This is a genomic window from Acidobacteriota bacterium (assembly GCA_040754075.1).
In the GTDB taxonomy this organism is placed as follows: domain Bacteria; phylum Acidobacteriota; class Blastocatellia; order UBA7656; family UBA7656; genus JBFMDH01.
The window spans coordinates 1-21145 of the sequence record JBFMDH010000053.1 but is presented as its reverse complement, the minus strand read 5'-3'; the positions used below and the strand labels follow the sequence as shown (position 1 = coordinate 21145).

Here is a 21145-nt window from a genome sequence, read left to right as displayed (position 1 = left end):
ATGAACAGTTTCTGGAGATGATTATTTCAAAGTTAGCTCTGGAGCCAAGTTTGATAAAAAATCATCCTGAATACGATTCGTTACGAAATTATGCGGTTATTGCCGCTTAGTTTTGTCCGAACCATTGTCACAAAGAAAGTTAGATTTTTAGCAGATAAAAAATTCATATGATTCACCTCTTGACCAAATATGTAATAACTCTAACGAAGTTTAGGAAGATGTCCTCTGCCTCCTCCTTTTCCTGGCCCAAGTTGAACATGGTAATGAGGCCCTGTTGCTTTAGCAGAAGGATGTCTCCCTTCATCCAAGGCAAATCCCGCACCACATTTTGCTGCACATCCAAGTACTTTATTACTAAGTTTACCTTGATCGGTATATTTAATATCTGCAGCTTCCCCCCGCATATGAGGAGTTCCTGGCTTATGACTATCAGTTGTTGATGTGAGAACCATCTGGAACCCTGTTCCTGCAAGGCAATTATTCATGCAAGAAAGTAGGTTGCATAATTTGGAGCTTGGAGGAGGTACTCCCAGTTTTCTAGGAATATTGTTGCAACCCTGACACCCACTTTGTGATTGAGATGGAGAGGGCGATTGTTGAGGAACAGTCCCTAAATCCGTAACTGGTTCAGCAGTTGATGCCGGTTTTTCCCCAGGCCATTTCAATGGGCGCGGCGGCCAGGTTCCCGCATATCGATGTAATCGTTCTAAACCCAGGGGGTCAGCAAACGATACGGGTTCGTTTCCCACATAGGCATAAAGATTGGTGTCGCCGCCGGCAAAGCCGATGGGGTCTTGGGTGATGAAGCGACCTTGTTCGGGGTCGTACCAGCGGGCGCGATAATACAGCAGTCCCGTGGCTTCATCTTTTTCGCGTCCGGTGTAGCCGTATCTGGTCAACGAAGTCCCCATACTTGCTCCGAAGGGTTCATATTGCTGGCGTTCAACGACTGCGCCGCTGGCATCGGTCAACGCGGTGGTTGAACCGAGATGGTCTTGTAAAAAATATAAGGATGATGCGGCATTCGATGCTTGCCGTAACTTGTCATCAATGCCGATGCCGTTCAGATAACTGACGCTTGTGCTGTCGCTACGGCGATCTAAAACGACGTCCGCGCCGTCGTATAGGAAATTTGTCGTCGTATGGTTTATCGTTCTTGAGGCGCGTCTGCCTAACCCATCATAAGCGTAATCGACAACACTCTGCGTCACCCGATTCATCGCGTCATAGCTCACCCGACTCTCGCGCCCCAACGGGTCTCGCGTACTCACTGCCCGATACAACTCATCATAGCCAAAGGTCGTGGTGTTGCCGCGCTGATCTGCCAATGCTACCAGGTTGCCGTGATGGTCATAAGTGAACCGCCCCACCCACTGAGCGGGTCGGTCATTGTCAGCCTTTGGCCTCTCGAGTCATAGCTGTACTGCGCCTTGCGACCAGAGGGCGAGGTCACGCTGCTCACTTGGTCCCGTGTCATAGACCACACGGACGCTACGATTGAGTGGGTCGGTCGTCGCCGTCACGCGATTCTTCGTATCATAGCTCGCCATCCAGCGATGCGTCAGCGCGTCCTCAACGCTCATCTGATTGCCGTTTTCATCATAACTAAACCGCGTCACCGCTTGCGCCGCATCGGGCAAGGGCTTGCTGCTATTAAGTACACTGGAACCTAAGTTCTTTGAGTTTTTTCTGAATGATTCAATATCAAGAAAAGTGCCGATTTTGCTATTTCAAATCTGCATTTTGATATCCAGAAAACCTCAACAAACTTAGGTTCCGGTGTATTAAGACGCACTTTGATATAAGGTTTACTTTTCGTCCCAAGGATTATAGTTCCGCCAAGCAATTTTCTGGCATTGTAATGGTTTACTGGCCTTCAAACGCACTTTTGTAAAGAGCTGGTCTTTAGGAAAATCAGGATTCCGATTAATCTCTTTGCTCCCGAGGGTCATGAAGGAGTTACCAAACCCTGCCAGTTCCAATTCAAACACCTTGTCATCCTGATCTATGATTTGACCTGTTGGAAAAACGAAACTGCCATCAGGCAACCTTATCTTATTCTCTGTTAATACCACGCAATAATTCGTGCCTTCGGCAAACCAAATCACAATCTCACTTTTTCGCTTTTCAACTCTTAGAGGTTCTTTCAACGTGATCTCTAACCATTGATCAGTGAGAGTTACTTCACTATAAACCACTATATCTTGTGGCGGTGGTGATCCCGTACAAGCACTTGAAAAGCCAGATACAATCAATGTTACCAACAAGAACACTGTGGGCAATTGTTGAAAAGTCTTTTTGTGATTCATCTATTCTTACTCCTAATGCAACACACCCCTTTGCCGATTTACCTCACGCATCATTTGATCCAGTGTCCCGCCATCCCTGAGCGCATCACTCAACCCCTTATACGGATAAAAATTCCGCTTCCTGATATTCGCTTGCATGAAGTTCTCGATGTAGTATTGATGCTCAATCGGCGCGACATGAAAATCCATGCCAAGTCCGTTATCCCACAATGCCCGCGAAAACGCATGCCCGCAATTGTTGGTGATCAAATTATATGGCCATTTGCTGGGGGGAATACCAAATAGCGGATCTTGACCTTCATAACCATGCATGAGTGAATTGGCAAATGCTCGATTTTTTTCGGGGCTGCCAAAATCAAGAACATATCCTACCCCACTACGGTATTCCTGATTATCGTTTCTGTAATCTTCAAATGGTACCACGGTTGCCCAGCCACCGCCTTGAAAGGAAAATGAGTATCCATCAATGTTGTAAGAGACATGACCACCCCATCCAACCGAACCGTGCCCGTTCGATGGATACCAGATAACAACTTCAACAGGGTTTCCGCTATTGCATTCACACCCCGAAGGAGCTTGTGAGCCTCGACTGGTAATGGGCGTAGCAGGTTCATACTCGCCATACGGGCGACCGGTTCTTGGGTTTTTCTCGCCCGGATACCACATTCGATCCGACCGAGTTTGGGTTCCTGATGGATCAAAGGCGTTAATCGGTTCGTTTCCCACATAGGCATAAAGATTGGTGTCGCCGCCGGCAAAGCCGATGGGGTCTTGGGTGATGAAGCGACCTTGTTCGGGGTCGTACCAGCGGGCGCGATAATACAGCAGTCCCGTGGCTTCATCTTTTTCGCGTCCGGTGTAGCCGTATCTGGTCAACGAAGTCCCCATACTTGCTCCGAAGGGTTCATATTGCTGGCGTTCAACGACTGCGCCGCTGGCATCGGTCAACGCGGTGGTTGAACCGAGATGGTCTTGTAAAAAATATAAGGATGATGCGGCATTCGATGCTTGCCGTAACTTGTCATCAATGCCGATGCCGTTCAGATAACTGACGCTTGTGCTGTCGCTACGGCGATCTAAAACGACGTCCGCGCCGTCGTATAGGAAATTTGTCGTCGTATGGTTTATCGTTCTTGAGGCGCGTCTGCCTAACCCATCATAAGCGTAATCGACCGCTTGACCATTTGGAAGAGTTACTTTTGTGAGCCGACCGCGCGCGTCCCAGGTGTAATTGGTCGTGCCCGTCGCATCGCTCTTCGAGGTTGTTTGTCCGAGATGATCGAAGGTGTAGCTCGTGCTGCCGAATTGACTGAGGCGACTTGCGGCATCCGCAGCATTTGCAGTCTTAGTTTGCGGCAATAACGGTGCGGCATTCAACGAAGATAACGTCTCAATCTCATCATCGAGATTAAAGGTATAGCGCAAATCCTCTATCGTTTGATTTGCCGCGTTGGTGTGCAGCAAGCGGTTCAAACGATTAACGCTGTCATAACCGTAAGTGGTCGTCACACCATTTGGTCTTTGTAACGCAGTTATCCTCGACAGCGCGTCATACGCATAAGTGAAACTCTCGCTGCCTTGCGTGATGCTCTGCAAGCGTCCTGCCGCATCATACGCATAACCCACCGGCAGTTGGTCGGCTGCCGTCATCCCGGTTACCTGATCGGCATTGTTGTAAGCATAGCTTAACACCCCCGCCGGAGTGGTTTCGCTAAGCAACCTATCGGCTTCGTCATAGGTCCACGACACCAAACCCGATTGCGTGTCATCGATGCGCGTCGGGCGACTCGCCGCATCATAGGTGTAAGTCACCGTCGCATCCTGATAGACGGCTGAGGTCAATCTGTCGAGCAGGTCATAGTTGAACCTTACTTGCCTGCCGAGCCTGTCGATGCTTTCCGTCACCCGCGACGCGCCGTCATAAGTTGCGCGCGATTCTCTGCCCAACGGGTCGCGGGTTTTAACCGGGCGATACAACGCATCATATTCAAATGTCGTGGTGTTATTGCGCTGGTCTTGTAACCCAATCACATTGCCGCGATGGTCATACGTCAATCGCACCGCGCCGCCCATCGGGTCTATCATCGTCACTTGTTCACCCCGCGCGTTATAAGCATAGTGCACTTTTCTGCCCGACGCCGAAGTCGCGCTCAGCAATTGATCTTCTGTGTCATACGCAAACTTTGTGACTCTTTGCAGCGGGTCGCTTGTCGCAATCAAACGATTGCGCATGTCATAGGTAGAACCGTAGCGGTGATTCAAGGCATCCGTCACCCGCGTCGTATTGCCATTGGCGTCGTATTCAAATCGCATCACCGCATTTGCCGCGTCGGTTATCGTCAATACTCTATCGAGCGCATCATAAGTCACGCTTGCGGTTCTGCCGAGCGCATCAATAATCGAAGTAATTCGACCAAGAGCATCATACGTCTGGGTTGAACGATGGTTGAGCGCATCAACCCGCGCCGTGACATTGCCCTGCGCGTCATATTCCAATTGCGAAGTATGTCCAAGCGGGTCGGTAATCGAAACCACTTCGCCAAAGGTGTCATAGCCAATCGTCGTTACTTGATTCAAGGCATCGGTGACGGTTGTCAGGTTGCCCCGCGCGTCGTAGTCGAAGCGCGTTTCTCTGCCCAACTCATCAATAATTTTCGTCAGGTTGTTAAACACCGGCTCATACTCGTAGCGTCTTGTCTGTCCGAGCCTGTCGGTCATTGCAATCACATTGCCGCGTTCATCAAAGGTTTGCCTGACCTCCGCGCAACCGCACGGGCCCGTTCTTGCCGTCGCCAGGTTGGTCGTTAAATCGCGCTCAATCGTCGCTCGTTGTCCGAGGCTGTCTTCCTGTTCAATCACATAACCCGCCGCGTTCAGACGTTTTTTCATGCGCCGTCCGAGCGAATCGGTAATCGTGGTCTCAGTGACGATGCCGCCCGATAGTTCATAGGCGTAGGTTGCAAATCCGCCTTCGGCAAAATCCTGGCGAATGACGCGACCATTGCCGTCATAAGTAATCTGCTTGACCACATTGCCGCGCTTGTCGCGAATCGTCGTCAAATTGAATAAGGTGTATGAGTAGTTGATGCCTTTCAGAAGCGGGTCAACGACATCCGCGAGTTGTTTGCCGCTGATCACATTGGTGTTCACATAGCTGTATTGCCAGACGCGACCCACGGGGTCGGTGACTCGCGAAACCAGATTATCGGCGTTGTAAGTGAAGGTAAGCGACCGCCCGACTGCATCCATCACCTGAATTAATCTGCCGCTCGCGTCATAACTGAGCGTGGTGGTATTTAAATTTCGGTCAATCATCGCCGAGAGTTTGCCGCTGTTATCAAAGCGCAAACTGTCCCCACTCTTCAATCGGTATTCAAAGGTGCCGTTGGTGAGTTTTCTGAGTTCATCGCCCAGTTGTGAAACGGTTGCGGTTGATTTGAAAATGAGCGTCCCGTCGATTGCGCTGCTCGCATAACTGAATAACCTGCCGGTTCGTTGTTCAGGTAAAACCAGTCGCCCAGCGCCACCGGCTTGAAAGTTTCCGGTCAACCGAATATCGAAATTATCCCGCCAGCCTCTGCCAAATCTGCCGATGACCCCTACGGCGGCAAGATCGCTTGTAAAAATGCGCGTTAAACTGATGCCGCCGCGCGCGCCGCCGAATGCGACATCGGTCAGGCGTTCAATCTTTACTCCGGTTGCATAATCGACCGGCTGGCTGCCTTCGCTTTTCGGGCAATCATCATTCGGGCTGGGATTGCCTGTGGGCGCGGCTTGCGGTCCGTGCCAGGAAAAATCCCTCAGTCCATAAGCCCTGCCGGTCGTCGGATCAACTTCCGGCACAATGGTTTTGCCATCAAGGCTCACTCTGCCATAGCCGTAGATATACCAGTTCACGGTATCGTGATTGAACGCATAAAGCGGCGTTTGAGTGCCCGGTTCCAATCCTGTGAGATTGGGATAAATCACCGGCATGGCGACATCGGCAATTGCGCTGCCCGGTTGCGAGGTGAATACCAGCGGAATAAAAACATTGGGCGGCAAAGGCGCAGGCGTGCGGTCAATCGGCACAGGAGTAATGGAAACTCTGGCGACCGGCGAACCGTCGCGATTACGCAGATTCGCTCCCGCCGGAATGGTCATACTGACGCCTGCGACTCGCGGCGTCGTCACCACCGTATCTTGACCGGGCACCACTGTCACTTCGTACTGCGTGTCTATCGCAGGCAGGTAAAAAATGTAGGGCACTACATTGGCTTGATTAGCCAGAATCGTCGCCGGCTCCGCAATCACCGGATAGGTGCGATTGGGCACAGCAGCCGTGCGCCCGTCAATCATCAAGGCGCGGTCTACTCCGGCGCTTACGCCCGTGAGCAAAAAACTTCCGGCAGCATCCGTAGTTGCCGTGCGCCCATCAAGCGAAACCGTTGCCCCCGGCACCGGCTCGTTCTCTGTTGACAGCACACGTCCGGCAAGCGTGGTTTGTCCGGCGGCAAGCACATTCAATGTCGCCTGGGTCGCGCGCGCCATTTCGCTGCCATCCACCGGCGCGCTGCCACGCACGGTAAACGAATAACTCCCCGCTGCTAAATTCGCGCTTGCGAGATTTAATTTGAGCGTCGCGCTGGCTCCCGCGGTAAGCTGTTGCGGCTCGAAGGTCGCGATAATGCCCGCAGGCAAACCTGTGACGCTGAGCGCGATGAGTTGCGAAAAGTTCGGCGAATTCGCCGTCGCATAAACCACATAAGTTGCGCTTGTTCCCTGCACAGCACTTGCCAGAGTTGGCGAAAGGGTCAATTGATAATCCAGCGCGCCACCTTCAACAACAAAGGGTTGACTGGAAATTGCTGTGCCGTTGGCGTTCGTCAGTTGAATCAGTCCGGTTACTGCGGCATTGGGAACCATAACCACAACTTGTGTGGGATTCGCCGAAGTGACAAGCGCATTGACCCGCGTGTTACTTGCGCCCGCAAAGGTGACGCCGGTTGTGCCTGTGCTTGCTGTCAGATTCGTTCCGTTAAGGGTCACTTGCGCACCGACCGCGCCGCGTTGTGGATTGAATGACGTGATGACCGGTGGCGGCGCGACCACCGTAAAGGGCGCAGGGCTCACCGCCGTACCATTGCCATTCTGTACGATTACATTGCCTGTTGTGGCGTCCTGCGGAATGATGACCGTCAGTTGCATAGGCGTCGCTTGCAGAACTTGCGCTTGCGTTGTGCCGCCTCCGGTTTCAGCCGAGCGCGCAAATAAAACGGTGTTATTTGCCGGAGCGCGCGCGTCAAAGCGTTCGCCGTTGATAACGATAGTCTGATTGATTTGCGCTTCTGTTGGACTAAACGAGGTGATGACCGGCGGCAGAGTAATTTTCCTTAAAACATGGTTGCCCGAATCAGCAACCAGCATTGCGCCGGAGGACAGCGCGACAACACTACGCGGCAGGAAAAATTTTGCGACATTGCCCGCGCCATTCGCGAAACCCCGCGCGCCGGTTCCGGCAATCGTCGTGACATTTGCATTACTGACATCAATCATTCGCACCAGCGAATTGGTCGAATCGGCGACAAGCAATTTTCCTGCGCCGTCGATGGCAATGCCCGCAGGGTCTGCAAATCGCGCTTGCGCGGTCTGTCCATCGGCAAAACCGCGCCCCGCGCCCGCTATGGTCACAACACTGCCGTTGGGCGCGAGTCTGCGAATGTGATGATTGCCGCTATCGGCGAGATAGACATAAAGCGTCGAGTCATAAAACGCCACACCGACCGGATTATTAAACCTTGCCGGTGTTGCATCAGGTGAACCAACGCTGCCGTCGCCCGCAAGGGTGCTCACCTCGCCGTTGGCATTCACATAACGAACCGCATGATTGCCGGTATCAGCGATAAAAAGTCCACCCGCATTGTCTATCGCAACGCCCTGCGGCGCATTGAATCTCGCCTGCAAACCTTGTCCGTTAATGAACCCCTGTGTGCCATCACCGGCAATCGTTGTCACTGCGCCATCGGGCGTGATGCGACGAATGCGATGATTGAGCGTATCTGCAACATAGACCACATTGTCGGCGTCAACCGCGATGCCTTGCGGACGATTGAATTGCGTTGCCCCGCCTGTGCCGTCAGCAAATCCCGCCGCCCCATTTCCGGCAAGTGTCGTGACTGTTCCGTCAGCCGCGATTTTGCGAATGCTGTGATTATCGCTATCGGCTACATAAACGATTTCGTTTGCGCCTGCTGCCACGCCGGTGGGATTGCGAAATTGCGCCTGGGCGACATTGCCGTCGGCAAACCCTGCCTGACTGCCCGCAAATGTGCTGACGACCGCCGCGCTTGCGCCGGGCGCGGGATTTGCCGTTACGGTGAAAGCATCAACCAATAGTTCGGCAGTGCCTTCCGCAAATCCATCAACCGGCGTCACCACGCGCACGGTTCGCGGCGCAAGCGCCGCCGTCGAAGACACCACGATTGAAGCCACTGCTGTGGTGAAGTCCGCTACTTGAATGAGTCCCATTTCGCCTTCGGGCGCGCCGCCTACGCGAATCTCGCCGCCAAACGAAGCTTTCGTGAGTCCATTGACCCAATGCGTATTGATACCTTGTAAAACGACAGTCAGTTGTTGTCCCTGCGCTGCCGTCGGCGGATTGATGGAGGCGAGCGCGCCGGGCGTCCCTTTAATAGCGCCATTGCCATTTACGATCAAGCGGTCGCAAATCACAGAGCCTTGCAGTAAGGAATTGCCATTCACAATCACCGTACCTGCTGGCGCTTGCACGATACCATAAAGCGATGCGCCGCCGTTTAAGGTCAACCCGCCTGATGCGAGTTTCACGGTCAACCAGAGCGGATTGGTTGAAGAACCCGCTCCACCATTTAACACAAGGCTGGTTCCAACAGTTAAAACCACCGGACTGACAACTTTTAATTGCGCGTTGCCATTTAAGGTCAACGCATTGAGATTGTAGACAGAGGTTGTGGTCGAACCCGCTACCCCGAAAACCAGTCGGTTGCTGCCATTCGCAATAAAGTTGCGATAGGTTCCCGGCGGCACGGCGATTTCGCCGACATTGCCATTGATGGTGAGGTCTCTCAGTGTCGCCGCATCGCCGATGGTTTGACTGGAGTTGTTGATGATGACATCACGGGTTCCAGTCGTGGGCGGCGGGGCGTTGATCGTGGGCATGGCAATCGGGTCTGTGCGATTGACCAAACGCCCAAGCGTTGCATTACCGTTAATCGTCACCGAGTAACTGGTCGGCTGGGGCTGACCTGTGCCTTGAACAACGCCGCCAAAAGTTGGATTGCCGTTAATCTGCACTTGTGGTGTGCCCGGGACGAGCAGCGCGGAGGTTATGATCGCGCCGCTATTCAGAACTAGGTTTTCGCCTGTGAGTTGTCTGACAGTGCCCTCGACACGCCCGTTGATGTTGGGCGCATGACGGATGACCACAGCTTCAACGGCAGTTTCTTGCGGCAGCGGGTTGCGAGCTTTTGCGGCAGTCGAAGTTATGGTTTTATCGCGCCGGTTGGCTGATTTATTTGAGATGCTTGTTTTCTCGTTGCTTAGTGGCACGATTGCCGCTTGTGCCGTCAATATCACGATCAACAAAAACGCGAACGGAGGAGCAGCTTGAAGGCGATGAGCTAACGGTTTTTTGAATAGACGCCACCACCGAATCTCGAAGCAGGATTTCTTCGTGGCGGTTCTCACACGCAACAGCGTTTGATTGGTTTTGGATTTGCATCTGCATTGAACCTGCGCTTTCAATCTCTTCATTGCTCAACCTTCTCCTTTTCATCACACCGGATGTCGAGCATCCGGTTCATCCCCCAATGCCTGGTGGGACTGTGCAATCAAACTTAGCGATTGGTTATCTGTTTTATTACTGGCTTTCTTTTATGCGGCGACCGGCGCGGGTGATATAGATAACTTCCGATACGCCGCCGAAGGTTGCGGCGACCTCTATGCGGTCAATGCGCTCGCCAAATTTGAACAGCGGTGCGGCATTCGCCTGTGTCAGGTCAATCACCACAACGGCGCTCAATAAACTGGTGCCTGCGGGCAGCGCGACGCTTGCTGTCGTCGAAGATGCAGCATCGGTTCCGTTGAGCGGATTGCTTTGCACGGTGGCGCGATTGCCGTTGGCAGGAATGACTGTCACCTGCACATTCAAGCCGACGGGGACATTGGTTGCCTCGATGACTACATTGACCGGATTCGTTTGACTGGTCGGAATAATGACGTCGGGTTGTCCTTGCAGTGAACCCAATGGCGAAGCTGGAGCAGACACCCCGGCAACCGAAGTGATTCTCAGTTGCGGCGCATTGGCTACCGTAAGCGCATTGGGCAATGCGAAACTGACCGGAACAGAACTGGTGCTCAAATTTAAGCCGCTGCGGTCAAAGGCTTCAACTCTCAGATAGCCCACCGCGCCATTGCCGCCGTTGATTGAACCGCCGAAGCTTTGCCCGCCGCCTGTGCCGCCGCGAACATCCAGAGATGCGGTGTTTGGAGCGGAAATCGTATTGGCGACTAAACGAATCGCGCCACCGCTGCCGCCGCCACCGCTGCCACCATCTGTGGCTAAAAATATTCTTCCGCCATCGCCGCCCTTCGCGTTAATTTGTCCGCCAGAACCAAAGGTGATGGAACCGGAACTGGCAATCAAAATGGCGCCGCCGCCGCCGCCGCCGCCACCACCATTTTTGCCTGTCGCTGCCCCGCCACCGCCGCCGCCTGAACCACCAATCAGCGGCAACAATGTGCTGCTTCCATAACGCGCGCCGCCTGCGCCAACGTTTTGCCCCAAACCATTTCCGCCTGCAAGCGCAAATCCGCCGCCGCCACCGCCACCAAAACTTGCACCATTTATACTGCCGCCGCTGCCGCCGCCGCCGGGTCCGTCGCCACTGATACCTGTAAAACTGCTAAACCCTAAACCGCCGCTGCCGCCCATATAACCGCCGCTGCCGCCAAGCCCGCTATTGCCATTGCCTGCGCCTGCCTGCCCGTCAACTCTTATGACACCACTGATGGTGACGTTGCCGCTGGCGAGCAAGGTGACTGGCGTGTTCCTGGAATTGCGCGTGAATGTGATCGTGACCCCGCCTGGAATGTTGATGGTGGTGAAATTGAAAACTCCGCTTTCGGGCACTTGAATGGTTTGACTGGCGGTTGGCGCAAAAGCGCCATCAGCGCCTGTCGAACCACTGTTGAAATTATTCTGTGCAACAGTCGAACCCGAAGTGACTGAGCCTGCCACGAACCAAATCGTCAATCGAATAAACAAAGGGGGAACCGAAAATCGCAACATAAATTTTATTCTCCTGTAGACAATCTTCTCCATAGTTGAGTGTGGATTCGTAACCTCACCTTTCGCGATGAGGGTGCTTAATCGCCAATCCGGTGTTTTCACTGCGAGACAATTTGAATGGTGTTTGCACTCGTCGCCATCGGCAGCGAAGTGCCATCCGGTGTTACAACCATCACCAGCCGTTGTCCGAGTGTCGCGCCTGTTGAAACCGTAAGCGTTGCAGTAAGCGTATCGCCGTTTGCGTTTACCACTAAATTTGCAGCCGTAATGGTGGTGTCATTGGCGCCGTTGGGATTGACGAATTGCATGCCGGTTGCGCCGTTCAGATGATTGCCGCTGATGGTTATTGAAAAATTCGTTGCGCCGCCGGGTATTTGATTCGGCGATATGGACAAAATGACGGGACCTGTGGTCACGGACACCATCGCACTTTGAAGCAACCCGCTGCCTGTCGCGCTGCCATAGCGCACCGCAAGCGGCTGCGCAGTCATCACTTGATCAACGATTAACCCGCGCCGCACGGAAAGCACAGGCGCAAATAATGAACCCACTAAATTCGGGTCGCGCACCGTAACCGAGGCTTCGCCAAAAAGCGAAGGGGTCGCAAGACTTGTGGCGCGCACCATAAATGAAGCAGAGGGTTGATTGGGAGCGGTGTATAAACCGGTAGTTGAAATCGTGCCAACCGTCGCGTTGCCGCCTTGAATTCCATTCACGCTCCACACTACATTTTGCGATTGCAGAGTTGGCGTTACGGTTGCCGAAAACGCCACACTCTCACCGGGAAACAAGGCGATGGTCGCAGGTGAAAGACGCACCTTGGGTAAAACCGTAAAAGGTGTTGAAGTTGTCAGCGTGCCCGCAGGCATGGTGAGAGAAATCAATCCGCTGGTCGCATTATCCGGGACTTCGGCAATGACCACAGCCGTGCCGGTTTCGACAATGCTGGCAACCGCGCCATTGAAAGTTACGCCCATCACCCCGTTACCGATGCCTGCGCCAACAATCGTCACCCGATCACCGGCGCTGCCTTCACGCGGCAAAAACGATAAAACTTCAAAGGCGGTTGGAGCCAATCGGCGAATCGCTGTAAAGTTTCCTGCCGGGTCGTATTCGTAAACCGCTATCTCTCCTGTGGGTAAAATCACCGCGCGCAATCGCCCATTGTCATCGTAAACCAGGCGCGTGCTTTGCTGCGCAATTCCTGCAAACGGAAAAAACAGGATGACAAGACTAAAAACAAACATACTCAACCCATGAATTATTCTTTTGCTTTTTTTACTCACCATCTACCTGCCTTTCGACTAAGCGTTCCGGTCAACAACAAACTTTTCACTACTTTTACCGGTCGGGGGATGCTGCCTGTCCGGTCAGCACCGGGCGAAGCGTTGAGGTTTTGCCGTGTAGGTGTGTGGCAATGCGTTCTTCAGTCCATTCAGGATGTGCCGTAAAAAAACGTGCGGCGACTGTAGTGGCGCGCGGGTCATCGCGCCATTGAAAATACCGATTGAGCGCGCCTGCGGCTTGCGCCTTCAGCCCTTCGCTTGCATAAATCGGTTGCAGCAATTGATAAGCCTGCGCATCCGTAGGGTCAATGTTGAGAATAGCTTCAAACGCCGCGCGGGCTGCGGATAATTTTCCCAGAGTGTAAAGCGTTTGCCCCCGTTGTCTTTGCACTTCGCGGTCACGGGGATAGCTTTGCGCGACGCTTGCCAGTTCATCGGCGGCATCATCTATCTTTCCCTGCCCGCGTAAAACCAGTGCGTGATAAAGCCGCGCGCGCAAATTATCCGGCGCAAGCTGCAAAGCAAGCTCAAGCAATTCGGCGGCTTTCCTGAGTTGTTCCCGCTCGATGCCAAAGCGTTCGGTGCGCATTTCGGCAATCGCGGCATTGACCAACAAGTTGGCATCACGGGTATCGCATTGGGCAGCCCGACGAAAAGCTTCGGCAGCCGCGCCGTATTGCGCCTGTTCAAGAAGTCCTATGCCGTAATCGTTCCAACGTCGCGCCTTGATTTTTCCGGTTTCCGCATCCGACGCGCTCTGTTGAGATTGAGTTTTCCGGTTATTAAACGGCTTGGCATTGAAGGTAACGAGGCTTTCGCTTTCACGCATCTGCACCACCGGCAGGGGCAAAACCCGACGCTGGAGATTGAGAATATAGTTGGCGTATTCCTGATTGAAGCGCCGATAATTTAATTTGGCTCGAAACTTGATATTGCCAATAGCGGTTTCGGGAATCGGGAATCTGAATCGCACGACATCCGAGCGACCCGCCTGAATGGCGTTGTCATAGGCTTTAATGTTGGTCAGCCAGATTTGATGACGGGTAATGTGTCGCCCGGCTTCATCCAGCAGAATGGTTTTATAAACATGGGCGCGCTCATCAAGCGTTCCGTCAGGTTGAATAAACCCGCTGTGAAAGACGCGCGTGCCTTGCGAATCAAAGGCTGCAAATTCAACCCAGGCTTCGTAGAGGTCGCGCACTTCGGGCGGAAAGGAATGCGCTGCATTGCGATTGGCAATCACCACTTCTACCGTGAGTTCATCGCCGGGCTTGACAGCTAACGATGATTGATCATTGAGAGGCGCAACCGTCTCTCTTGTCGCTTCATTTCTTACAGCAAAAATATCAACATCCACGACTTGGGTTTCTAAAAATTTCCTGGTCAAATCAGCCTGTTCGCGTTGGTCGTAAAACAACGGCACCACGGTGTTCGCGCCAAGCCAGCGATGCGAAGCAATCATGCCACGCTTGGCTGCCCGGTCATTGGTGCTGTCAACCTTGGGCATATGACAGGCGCGGCAATCGGTGCGCTTTTCGCGCCTGTAAAATGGGGTGATGGATTCATGAGATGCGCCCGATTGCTGCCATTCATCATAGGCTGAAAATCCGCGAATATGTTTATAACCGTTAAGCGTCGGTGGCGCGTCAACTTTATGACAGGCGGCGCAAAATTCCGGTTGTTTGAGCAAGGGGCGCATCACGGCGCGTTTGTGCGCCGCAACATCGGCGAGAATCTGTTCATCGGTGACCTTATCATAGACCGGCGTTCCATCTTCTTTGGCAAGCAGCGCCGGACGACGAAGCGTGAAACTTCCCGTGCCGTCAAGCCGGGCTTCGGTTATCGCGTGACAAACCGAACAGGTTACTCCTTCATCATCAAGCGCGGTGAAAGGCGCTTGCGGTTGTTGGTTAGCTTTGGTCAACGCGCCTGAAAATAACGCAACCGGTGTATGACAGGATTCGCAGTGGCGTGTAAATTCAATGCCGCGCGTTGCCAGTAAAATATCCGCGCTCCGGCGATAAAATGGCTCACGCGCCGCATTGCGATGCAATGATTCAGCCCAGGCTTTATGGGTATCGGCATGACACGACAGGCAACGCGATGCCGGAAAAAATTGTTCAACCGGTATTAATTGCCCGTCTGCTGTGCGCCCATTTGACGGACTAAATAATTTCTGAACCGCCGGAGAATCATCGGATAATTCGCCATCCGGGTTGGCTTCTGCCAGTTGATTTGAGAACAGCAGAAACAGGCAGGCTACCCATAGATAGACCAATCCTATGATTGCTTTTAATGAGCAATTTTTCATCAGTCCCCTTTGTTTTTTACAGACTTATTTCCAGTAAACCGCAGATAGGTTTGGCGTAAACTTTTAAGAAATCAGGGAAAAATCCCCATACTGAATGTGCATTAAGAAATTGCCGTTGATAATAACGATATTTTGATTAGCCTGATTTACCCGAATTCAATTGTTTGAAGAATTCCCCCCCGATGAGGCAGGGTTGTTATATCATCAAATTATTTTAAATGTCAAAATATTTATTAGTTTTTATAAACATTTTTCTAATTTCGGCAATTATAAATTAACCAAAGAAGGAATAACTTATCTGGCATTACCCATTTCCAGGCTTAAAATTCAACTCGTCGCTATGAGTACAAGAGAGTTGTTGCCTGTGCCACTTTTAATTTGGAAAGCCCTATTCAGACGCTTCCTATTGTCATTTTGGTGAATAAGCTGACACCTTTACAAGCCCAATGAATTATGACATTCTGCCCGACGCGCGATTCTATAGCTCGCTAATTTGACTGATTTCTGATTAACCATACCGAACCGGGAGGAAGTATGACTATCGTTGACGGACTCAAGCAAACGGTCGCTGCGCTGCCCGATAAACTCGCCTCGTTTTCGGGAAATCAAAGCTACACCTTCAAACAACTCGATGAACGGGTCAATCGATTGTCGAATGCGCTCGCCGCTCTCGGCGTTAAAAAAGGCGACCGCGTGGCGATTCTGGCGCTCAACTGTCACGTCTACCTCGAACTCTATTACGGCATTCCGCAACTCGGCGCGGCAGTCGTGCCCATCAACTTTCGCATCCCGCCCGCTGAGGTTAAATACATCATCGACCATGCGGAAGCCGTCGCGGTCTGTGTTGATGACACCTTGCGACCGGTCATTGATGGGTTGCGCCCGCATCTCGCATCGGTCAAACAGTTCATCGCCATCGGCGAACAAAAACCCGCTGGCTACCTGGACTATGAATCATTGCTCGCCGAAGCATCGCCGGAGTTCACCATGCAAGGCGTCACCGAAGAAGATTTGCTCGGACTGTTTTACACATCAGGAACCACTGCCGAACCCAAAGGCGTGATGCTGACGCACAAAAACATGATTTCCAACAATGTGCATTCGATGAATGTGCGTCCGCCCAATCCGAATGATATTTATCTGCACACCGCGCCGATGTTTCACCTGGCAGATGGCGCAGCGACGTTTTTAAATGTCACCAACGGCATCACGCAGGCTTACCTGGCGCGCTTTGACCCGACCGTCCTACTTGAAATGATTCAGCGTGACCGCATCACCACGATGGTATTGATTCCGACAATGATTAATTTTTTACTGCATCATCCGAAAATCAATGAATACGATTTGTCGTCGCTGAGAAGCATTACTTACGGCGCGTCGCCGATTGCTCCCGAAGTTCTCAAGAAAGCGATGGCGACTTTCGGTTGCGATTTCGGGCAAGGCTACGGACTCACGGAAGCCTCGCCACTGCTTACCGTACTCACTGCCGAAGACCACAAAGCCGCGCTCACCGATGAAACCGCCGCTAAACGTCTGGCTTCGTGCGGCAAGCCCGTTCCGGGCGTTGAAGTGCGCGTCGTCAAAGACGATGGCACAGACGTGCAACCGGGCGAAGCGGGTGAAATCATCGCCCGTGGCCCGAACATCATGAAAGGTTACTGGAAACGCGAACAGGATACTGCCAATGCGGTGCGCGATGGCTGGTTGCACACCGGCGATGTGGCGATGGTCGATGCACAAGGCTACATCTATCTGGTAGACCGCAAAAAAGACATGATTGTGTCGGCGGGTGAAAATGTTTTTTCAACGGAGGTCGAAGCGGTAATTTACAAGCACCCGGCGGTTAAAGAAGCAGCAGTGATTCCGGTGCCAAGCGATGAATGGGGCGAAGCAGTACACGCCTGTATCTCTTTGAAAGACGGCGCGAGTTTGACCTACGACGAATTGTTTGAATTCTGCAAACAGGAACTGCCGACCTATAAAGTGCCGCGTTCGATGGAAATCGTTGAACCGGAACTGCCGAAAGGCGGCAGCGGAAAAATTTTGAAAAAAGAGTTGCGCGCCAGACACTGGCAAGGTCGCGGTCGGTTGATTAGTTAAGCAACGATGCGGAAACTCCAACTACCGGTTGGAGAATTGCTCGATTTAAATAAGGTATCTTCCTAACCACTCTTGAGTGATCGCCACTAATTGTTTAAACACCACTTCGTTCCTTCTTAATCGGCTGGAGCGACAAATCAAGGGCAATTCGCTCTGGAATTCGAGGAATTTGCGATAAATGTATCTGCCTCCCGGAATGCCGCTATTGTTGGTCGAGGTGTAAAGAAAATTCCTGACCACCTGAATCAGCGTTTGCTGGTCATCGTGATGCGCTTCAATATCCTGTCCTCTTAAATCGCTGATGGTTTGCAGGTAACGAAAGGGCAGGGTGTCGAGAATCAGCAATTGTTTCTGCCGTTGTCTATGAGAGCCATAATACCGGCATCCTAAATCAATGCCTAACTCCAGCGGCATATTGAATCGCGGCACTCTCGGCTGCACTCTCGATATATCATGGATGCCATATTTGCACCCGGAAATGATGCGCACGAGTTTGCTCACGCGGAGGTCGCCCGAATCACTCTCCTCGCGCGCGCATCGCGGTCTGAAACCAGACAGTTGCAAGGTGAAAATCAAGGCTTCAAACAAAGGGGTATATTGCCGGTCAAACGGACAATTGATGAACACACTTTGATTGAAATCCTGAGCAGATGTTGGCATTCAGTTTACGCAAGCTAATGAATTACCGGGGCTATTTTTTTTCTGACTTCGTTTTATGAATACGTTTTAGAATGATGCGATTATGTTTGTGGTCGCCAACCTTGCGCACAGCTTCGCGGATGGCATCAATATCTATGCCCTCGACGGTAATTGGTTGAAGGGCTACGCCTGTAGGGCTATGAACAATAGTGGTTCCTGACTTTTCCCGCGCGGTGTCAATAGCTTCGGCTTTGGAGTCGTGAATAGAAAGATATTTGCCATTGCCAGCGGTGGTGATTGCCCATTGTCTGCTTTTATATGGAACCACATGGTAGGTTTTGCTCATAACGCCTCCGCGTTAATTTTATAACACGAGCGACTCTTCTTGAAAATTATTTTTACACTGCCACTTTGCAGGAATTGTGAAATGTACGGTAAGTTGTTTGCCGAAATTCAAAATGCGCAATGATCAAAATACCGGAGAATAATTGAATGAACCTGACACTGACACCGATTCGCTTTAAAGAACGCGCCGTGCGTGAATACGGCAGCAAAGTGGGGATTGTCGATGGCGATAAACGATTCACTTACGCCGAGTATGGCGCGCGTTGCAATCGTTTGTCGAATGCCCTCACTCAACTGAATGTGGCGCGCGGCGAGCGCGTCGCCTGGCTGGGCTATAACAGCCATCAATTGATGGAAGCTTACTATGGCGTTGTTCAAATGGGCGCAGTCTTACTGCCTTTAAACATTCGCCTCACGCCGCATGAACTCACTTACATTCTCAATAACTCGGAAACCGTGACGCTCTTTTACAATAAAGATTTTGCGCCGCTGGTGGAATCGTTTAAATCTGAAACCGCGACGATTCGCAACTTCGTCTGCATCGAAGATGCGTACGAAACCCTGATACAGGCTGTGGGAGCCGATTTCACGCCGCCCGCTGACATCAAAGACGATGACCTCGCGGAACTCTTTTATACATCGGGCACTACCGCAAACCCGAAAGGCGTGATGATGACGCATCGCAATCTTTACCTTCACGCGATGCAGGTCATCGGCGGCATCGGCATCAAAGATTATCACACGCAACTGCACAGCATTCCGCTCTTTCACGTCAACGGCTGGGGCACGCCGCACACCTTGACCTGCATGGGCGCGCGTCACATCATCGTTCCGAAATTCGACCCGGCAGAAGTGCTGGAGTTGATTCAACGCGAGCGCGTCACCCACATTTCGATGGTGCCGACGATGGTTTATGCGTTGCTCAATCATCCGCGCATCAAAGAATTCGATTTATCCTCGCTTGAATTCGTCAACATCGGCGGCGCAGCGTCGGGACCGTCGCTCATTCGCGAAGTCGAACAGACCATCGGCTGTCGCGCCTATTCGGGCTATGGGCTGACGGAAACCACACCGGTTTTGACGCTTTCGTTTCTAAAAGAACATCTCAAAGATTTGCCGCAGGAAGAACGCTGGCAGCGACAAGCCATGACCGGCTACCCGATGCCCGGCATTGAAATGAGCATTATGGATGCGGACGATAATCACTTGCCGCGCGATGGCGCGACCGCAGGCGAAATCGTTGTGCGCGCGGATAATGTGATGGCGGGTTACTGGAAATTGCCTGAAGAGACGGCGCGGCTTATTCGCGACGGCTGGTTTCACACGGGCGATATGGCGGTCGTCGATGCGGAAGGCTACTACCTGATTGTTGACCGCAAGAAAGACATCATTATTTCGGGCGGCGAAAATATCTCTTCGATTGAAGTTGAAAAAGCGATTTACTCAAACCCCGCCGTTTTGGAATGCGCGGTGATTGCGGTGCCTGATGATAAATGGGGCGAAGTGCCGAAAGCCATTGTCGTCTTGAAACAAGGTGAGCAGATGACCGAAGAAGCGTTGATTGCTTATTGCAAAACCCAACTGCCGGGCTTTAAGGTTCCCAAGTCCATCGAGTTTCGCGATGAATTGCCGAAAGGCGGCACCGGAAAAATTTTGAAAAAAGAGTTGCGCGAAGCCTACTGGCAGGGGCAGGAAAAGCGCGTACATTGAGAAAAATTTTTATCAAGAAGAAGGGGAGAAAGGGAGCCTTTGAGGTAAGCGGTATCAAGCAAACTGTCGGTTCGCAAATTACTGTCACAAACATCCTGAGCAATAATGAATTTTTTATCTCCCCTTCTTCCGCAAGGGTCTCTGCGGTTTGTATAAAAATTTGTGCACAGATGTTTAAAGGAGATATTGCCATGTCACATCACGTTGTCCATCAACCCATGCTTATCCGGAGATTAAGTGTCGCACTCATCTGTTGTTTGCTGCTTGCTTCAATACCATTGGCGCAAACCGCCAGGCAGCAAACGCCCACGAGTGGCAAACGTTACCCTCGCACAGTGATTCGCAATGCGGTGATTATTGATGGCAACGGCACGCCGGCATCGGGACCGAAAGACATCGTCATTGAAAATAATGTCATCACGGAAATCGCCGCGCTTGACCCGGTGGCATTGAAAGAAGGTCGCGCCAAACGTCCCGCGCAAGGCGATGCAGAAATTGATGCGACCGGTAAATATGTATTGCCCGGACTGATTAATTTGCATGGACACACGCAAGACGAACGCGGCGGCAACGCGCAACCCGTCGATTATTGTTTGAAGATGTGGCTGGCTTGCGGCATCACCACGGTGCGCGATGTCGGGGCGACGAAAAAGACTTTGGAATGGCGCGATAAAAGCGCAAGAAATGAAATCGCGGCTCCGAAAATTTTCGCTTACGGCATTTTCACTGCACCGCCGACGCCGAAAAACGCCGATGAAGCGCGGGCGCGGGTGCGCGACCTGAAAGCCGCAGGTTACGATGGCATCAAACTTTTCGGTGTTGACCGCGACATTATGCAGGCAATGGAAGACGAAGCGCGCAAGGTCGGACTTCGCGTCGCCCACCACGTCGGTGTTGAAGAGACCAATGCCTGGGATGATATTAAATTTGGCACTACAAGCATCGAACACTGGTACGGTATACCCGATGCCGCGATTGAAAGCGGCAGACAAAATTTCCCGCCTTCCTATAATCAATGGTTCGGACAAAACTAAGCGGCAATAACCGCATAATTTCGTAACGAATCGTATTCAGGATGATTTTTTATCAAACTTGGCTCCAGAGCTAACTTTGAAATAATCATCTCCAGAAACTGTTC

General features: G+C 52.1%; 14 protein-coding genes and 1 pseudogene. 3 read left to right on the top strand and 12 right to left on the bottom strand.

Annotation, left to right across the window (positions count from 1 at the left end):
• Window positions 1-200 precede the first annotated feature (200 nt).
• The 10 genes and pseudogenes from AB1757_30515 to AB1757_30470 all read right to left on the bottom strand — a co-directional run bounded on the left by AB1757_30515 (window position 201) and on the right by AB1757_30470 (window position 15213).
• Window positions 201-1235 (bottom strand): RHS repeat-associated core domain-containing protein, encoded by a 1035-nt coding sequence (locus tag AB1757_30515; protein ID MEW6131401.1) that lies wholly within the window; start codon window positions 1233-1235, stop codon window positions 201-203.
• 21 nt (window positions 1236-1256) lie between these two features.
• A pseudogene (locus AB1757_30510) lies at window positions 1257-1370 on the bottom strand (RHS repeat domain-containing protein).
• Entirely contained in the window at window positions 1331-1477 is a 147-nt protein-coding gene (locus tag AB1757_30505) for an RHS repeat domain-containing protein (GenBank protein ID MEW6131400.1), read from the bottom strand. The pseudogene AB1757_30510 and the gene AB1757_30505 overlap by 40 nt, the downstream one beginning before the upstream one ends.
• Window positions 1413-1640, bottom strand: coding sequence for an RHS repeat domain-containing protein (locus AB1757_30500; protein ID MEW6131399.1), 228 nt, complete (start codon window positions 1638-1640; stop codon window positions 1413-1415). Before AB1757_30500 ends, AB1757_30505 begins: the two co-directional genes overlap by 65 nt.
• 168 nt (window positions 1641-1808) lie before the next feature.
• The gene (locus AB1757_30495; GenBank protein MEW6131398.1) at window positions 1809-2309 is read right to left on the bottom strand and encodes a hypothetical protein; all 501 of its coding nucleotides are present in this window, start codon (window positions 2307-2309) and stop codon (window positions 1809-1811) included.
• Between the two features lie 12 nt (window positions 2310-2321).
• Window positions 2322-9875, bottom strand: coding sequence for an RHS repeat-associated core domain-containing protein (locus AB1757_30490; protein MEW6131397.1), 7554 nt, complete (start codon window positions 9873-9875; stop codon window positions 2322-2324).
• On the bottom strand, window positions 9838-10086 hold the full coding sequence (locus AB1757_30485; protein MEW6131396.1) for a hypothetical protein: 249 nt from the start codon (window positions 10084-10086) through the stop codon (window positions 9838-9840). Before AB1757_30485 ends, AB1757_30490 begins: the two co-directional genes overlap by 38 nt.
• Window positions 10087-10185: 99 nt before the next feature.
• Window positions 10186-11616: a hypothetical protein gene (locus AB1757_30480; GenBank protein MEW6131395.1), complete on the bottom strand. Its 1431-nt coding sequence runs from the start codon at window positions 11614-11616 to the stop codon at window positions 10186-10188.
• 98 nt (window positions 11617-11714) lie between these two features.
• Window positions 11715-12863: a hypothetical protein gene (locus AB1757_30475; GenBank protein MEW6131394.1), complete on the bottom strand. Its 1149-nt coding sequence runs from the start codon at window positions 12861-12863 to the stop codon at window positions 11715-11717.
• 94 nt (window positions 12864-12957) lie between these two features.
• Window positions 12958-15213 carry a multiheme c-type cytochrome gene (locus tag AB1757_30470; GenBank protein ID MEW6131393.1) on the bottom strand — a complete coding sequence of 752 codons (2256 nt, stop codon included), beginning with the start codon at window positions 15211-15213 and terminating at the stop codon, window positions 12958-12960.
• A gap of 534 nt (window positions 15214-15747) precedes the next feature.
• Here AB1757_30470 and AB1757_30465 point away from each other — a divergent pair.
• A complete protein-coding gene (locus AB1757_30465; GenBank protein ID MEW6131392.1) occupies window positions 15748-17313 on the top strand; it encodes a long-chain-fatty-acid--CoA ligase in 1566 nt (521 codons plus the stop codon).
• 45 nt (window positions 17314-17358) lie between these two features.
• Here the strand turns inward: AB1757_30465 and AB1757_30460 are convergent, their stop codons facing one another.
• Window positions 17359-17973, bottom strand: a complete 615-nt coding sequence (locus AB1757_30460) for a hypothetical protein (GenBank protein ID MEW6131391.1) — start codon at window positions 17971-17973, stop codon at window positions 17359-17361.
• A 31-nt stretch (window positions 17974-18004) separates the two neighbouring features.
• Window positions 18005-18298: a DUF2188 domain-containing protein gene (locus AB1757_30455; GenBank protein ID MEW6131390.1), complete on the bottom strand. Its 294-nt coding sequence runs from the start codon at window positions 18296-18298 to the stop codon at window positions 18005-18007.
• Between the two features lie 146 nt (window positions 18299-18444).
• Between AB1757_30455 and AB1757_30450 the strand changes: the two genes are divergently transcribed.
• Window positions 18445-20007, top strand: a complete 1563-nt coding sequence (locus tag AB1757_30450) for a long-chain-fatty-acid--CoA ligase (protein ID MEW6131389.1) — start codon at window positions 18445-18447, stop codon at window positions 20005-20007.
• A gap of 191 nt (window positions 20008-20198) precedes the next feature.
• Window positions 20199-21041: an amidohydrolase family protein gene (locus tag AB1757_30445; protein MEW6131388.1), complete on the top strand. Its 843-nt coding sequence runs from the start codon at window positions 20199-20201 to the stop codon at window positions 21039-21041.
• The last annotated feature ends 104 nt before the right edge of the window (window positions 21042-21145 follow it).

Excerpts from the sequence above, each read along its gene's own strand:
- AB1757_30505 (MEW6131400.1), bottom strand. The coding sequence starts at position 1,477 with ATGACACGGGACCAAGTGAGCAGCGTGACCTCGCCCTCTGGTCGCAAG.
- AB1757_30495 (MEW6131398.1), bottom strand. The coding sequence starts at position 2,309 with ATGAATCACAAAAAGACTTTTCAACAATTGCCCACAGTGTTCTTGTTG.
- AB1757_30480 (MEW6131395.1), bottom strand. The coding sequence starts at position 11,616 with ATGTTGCGATTTTCGGTTCCCCCTTTGTTTATTCGATTGACGATTTGG.
- AB1757_30475 (MEW6131394.1), bottom strand. The coding sequence starts at position 12,863 with ATGTTTGTTTTTAGTCTTGTCATCCTGTTTTTTCCGTTTGCAGGAATT.
- AB1757_30470 (MEW6131393.1), bottom strand. The coding sequence starts at position 15,213 with ATGAAAAATTGCTCATTAAAAGCAATCATAGGATTGGTCTATCTATGG.
- AB1757_30465 (MEW6131392.1), top strand. The coding sequence starts at position 15,748 with ATGACTATCGTTGACGGACTCAAGCAAACGGTCGCTGCGCTGCCCGAT.
- AB1757_30460 (MEW6131391.1), bottom strand. The coding sequence starts at position 17,973 with ATGCCAACATCTGCTCAGGATTTCAATCAAAGTGTGTTCATCAATTGT.
- AB1757_30455 (MEW6131390.1), bottom strand. The coding sequence starts at position 18,298 with ATGAGCAAAACCTACCATGTGGTTCCATATAAAAGCAGACAATGGGCA.
- AB1757_30450 (MEW6131389.1), top strand. The coding sequence starts at position 18,445 with ATGAACCTGACACTGACACCGATTCGCTTTAAAGAACGCGCCGTGCGT.
- AB1757_30445 (MEW6131388.1), top strand. The coding sequence starts at position 20,199 with ATGTCACATCACGTTGTCCATCAACCCATGCTTATCCGGAGATTAAGT.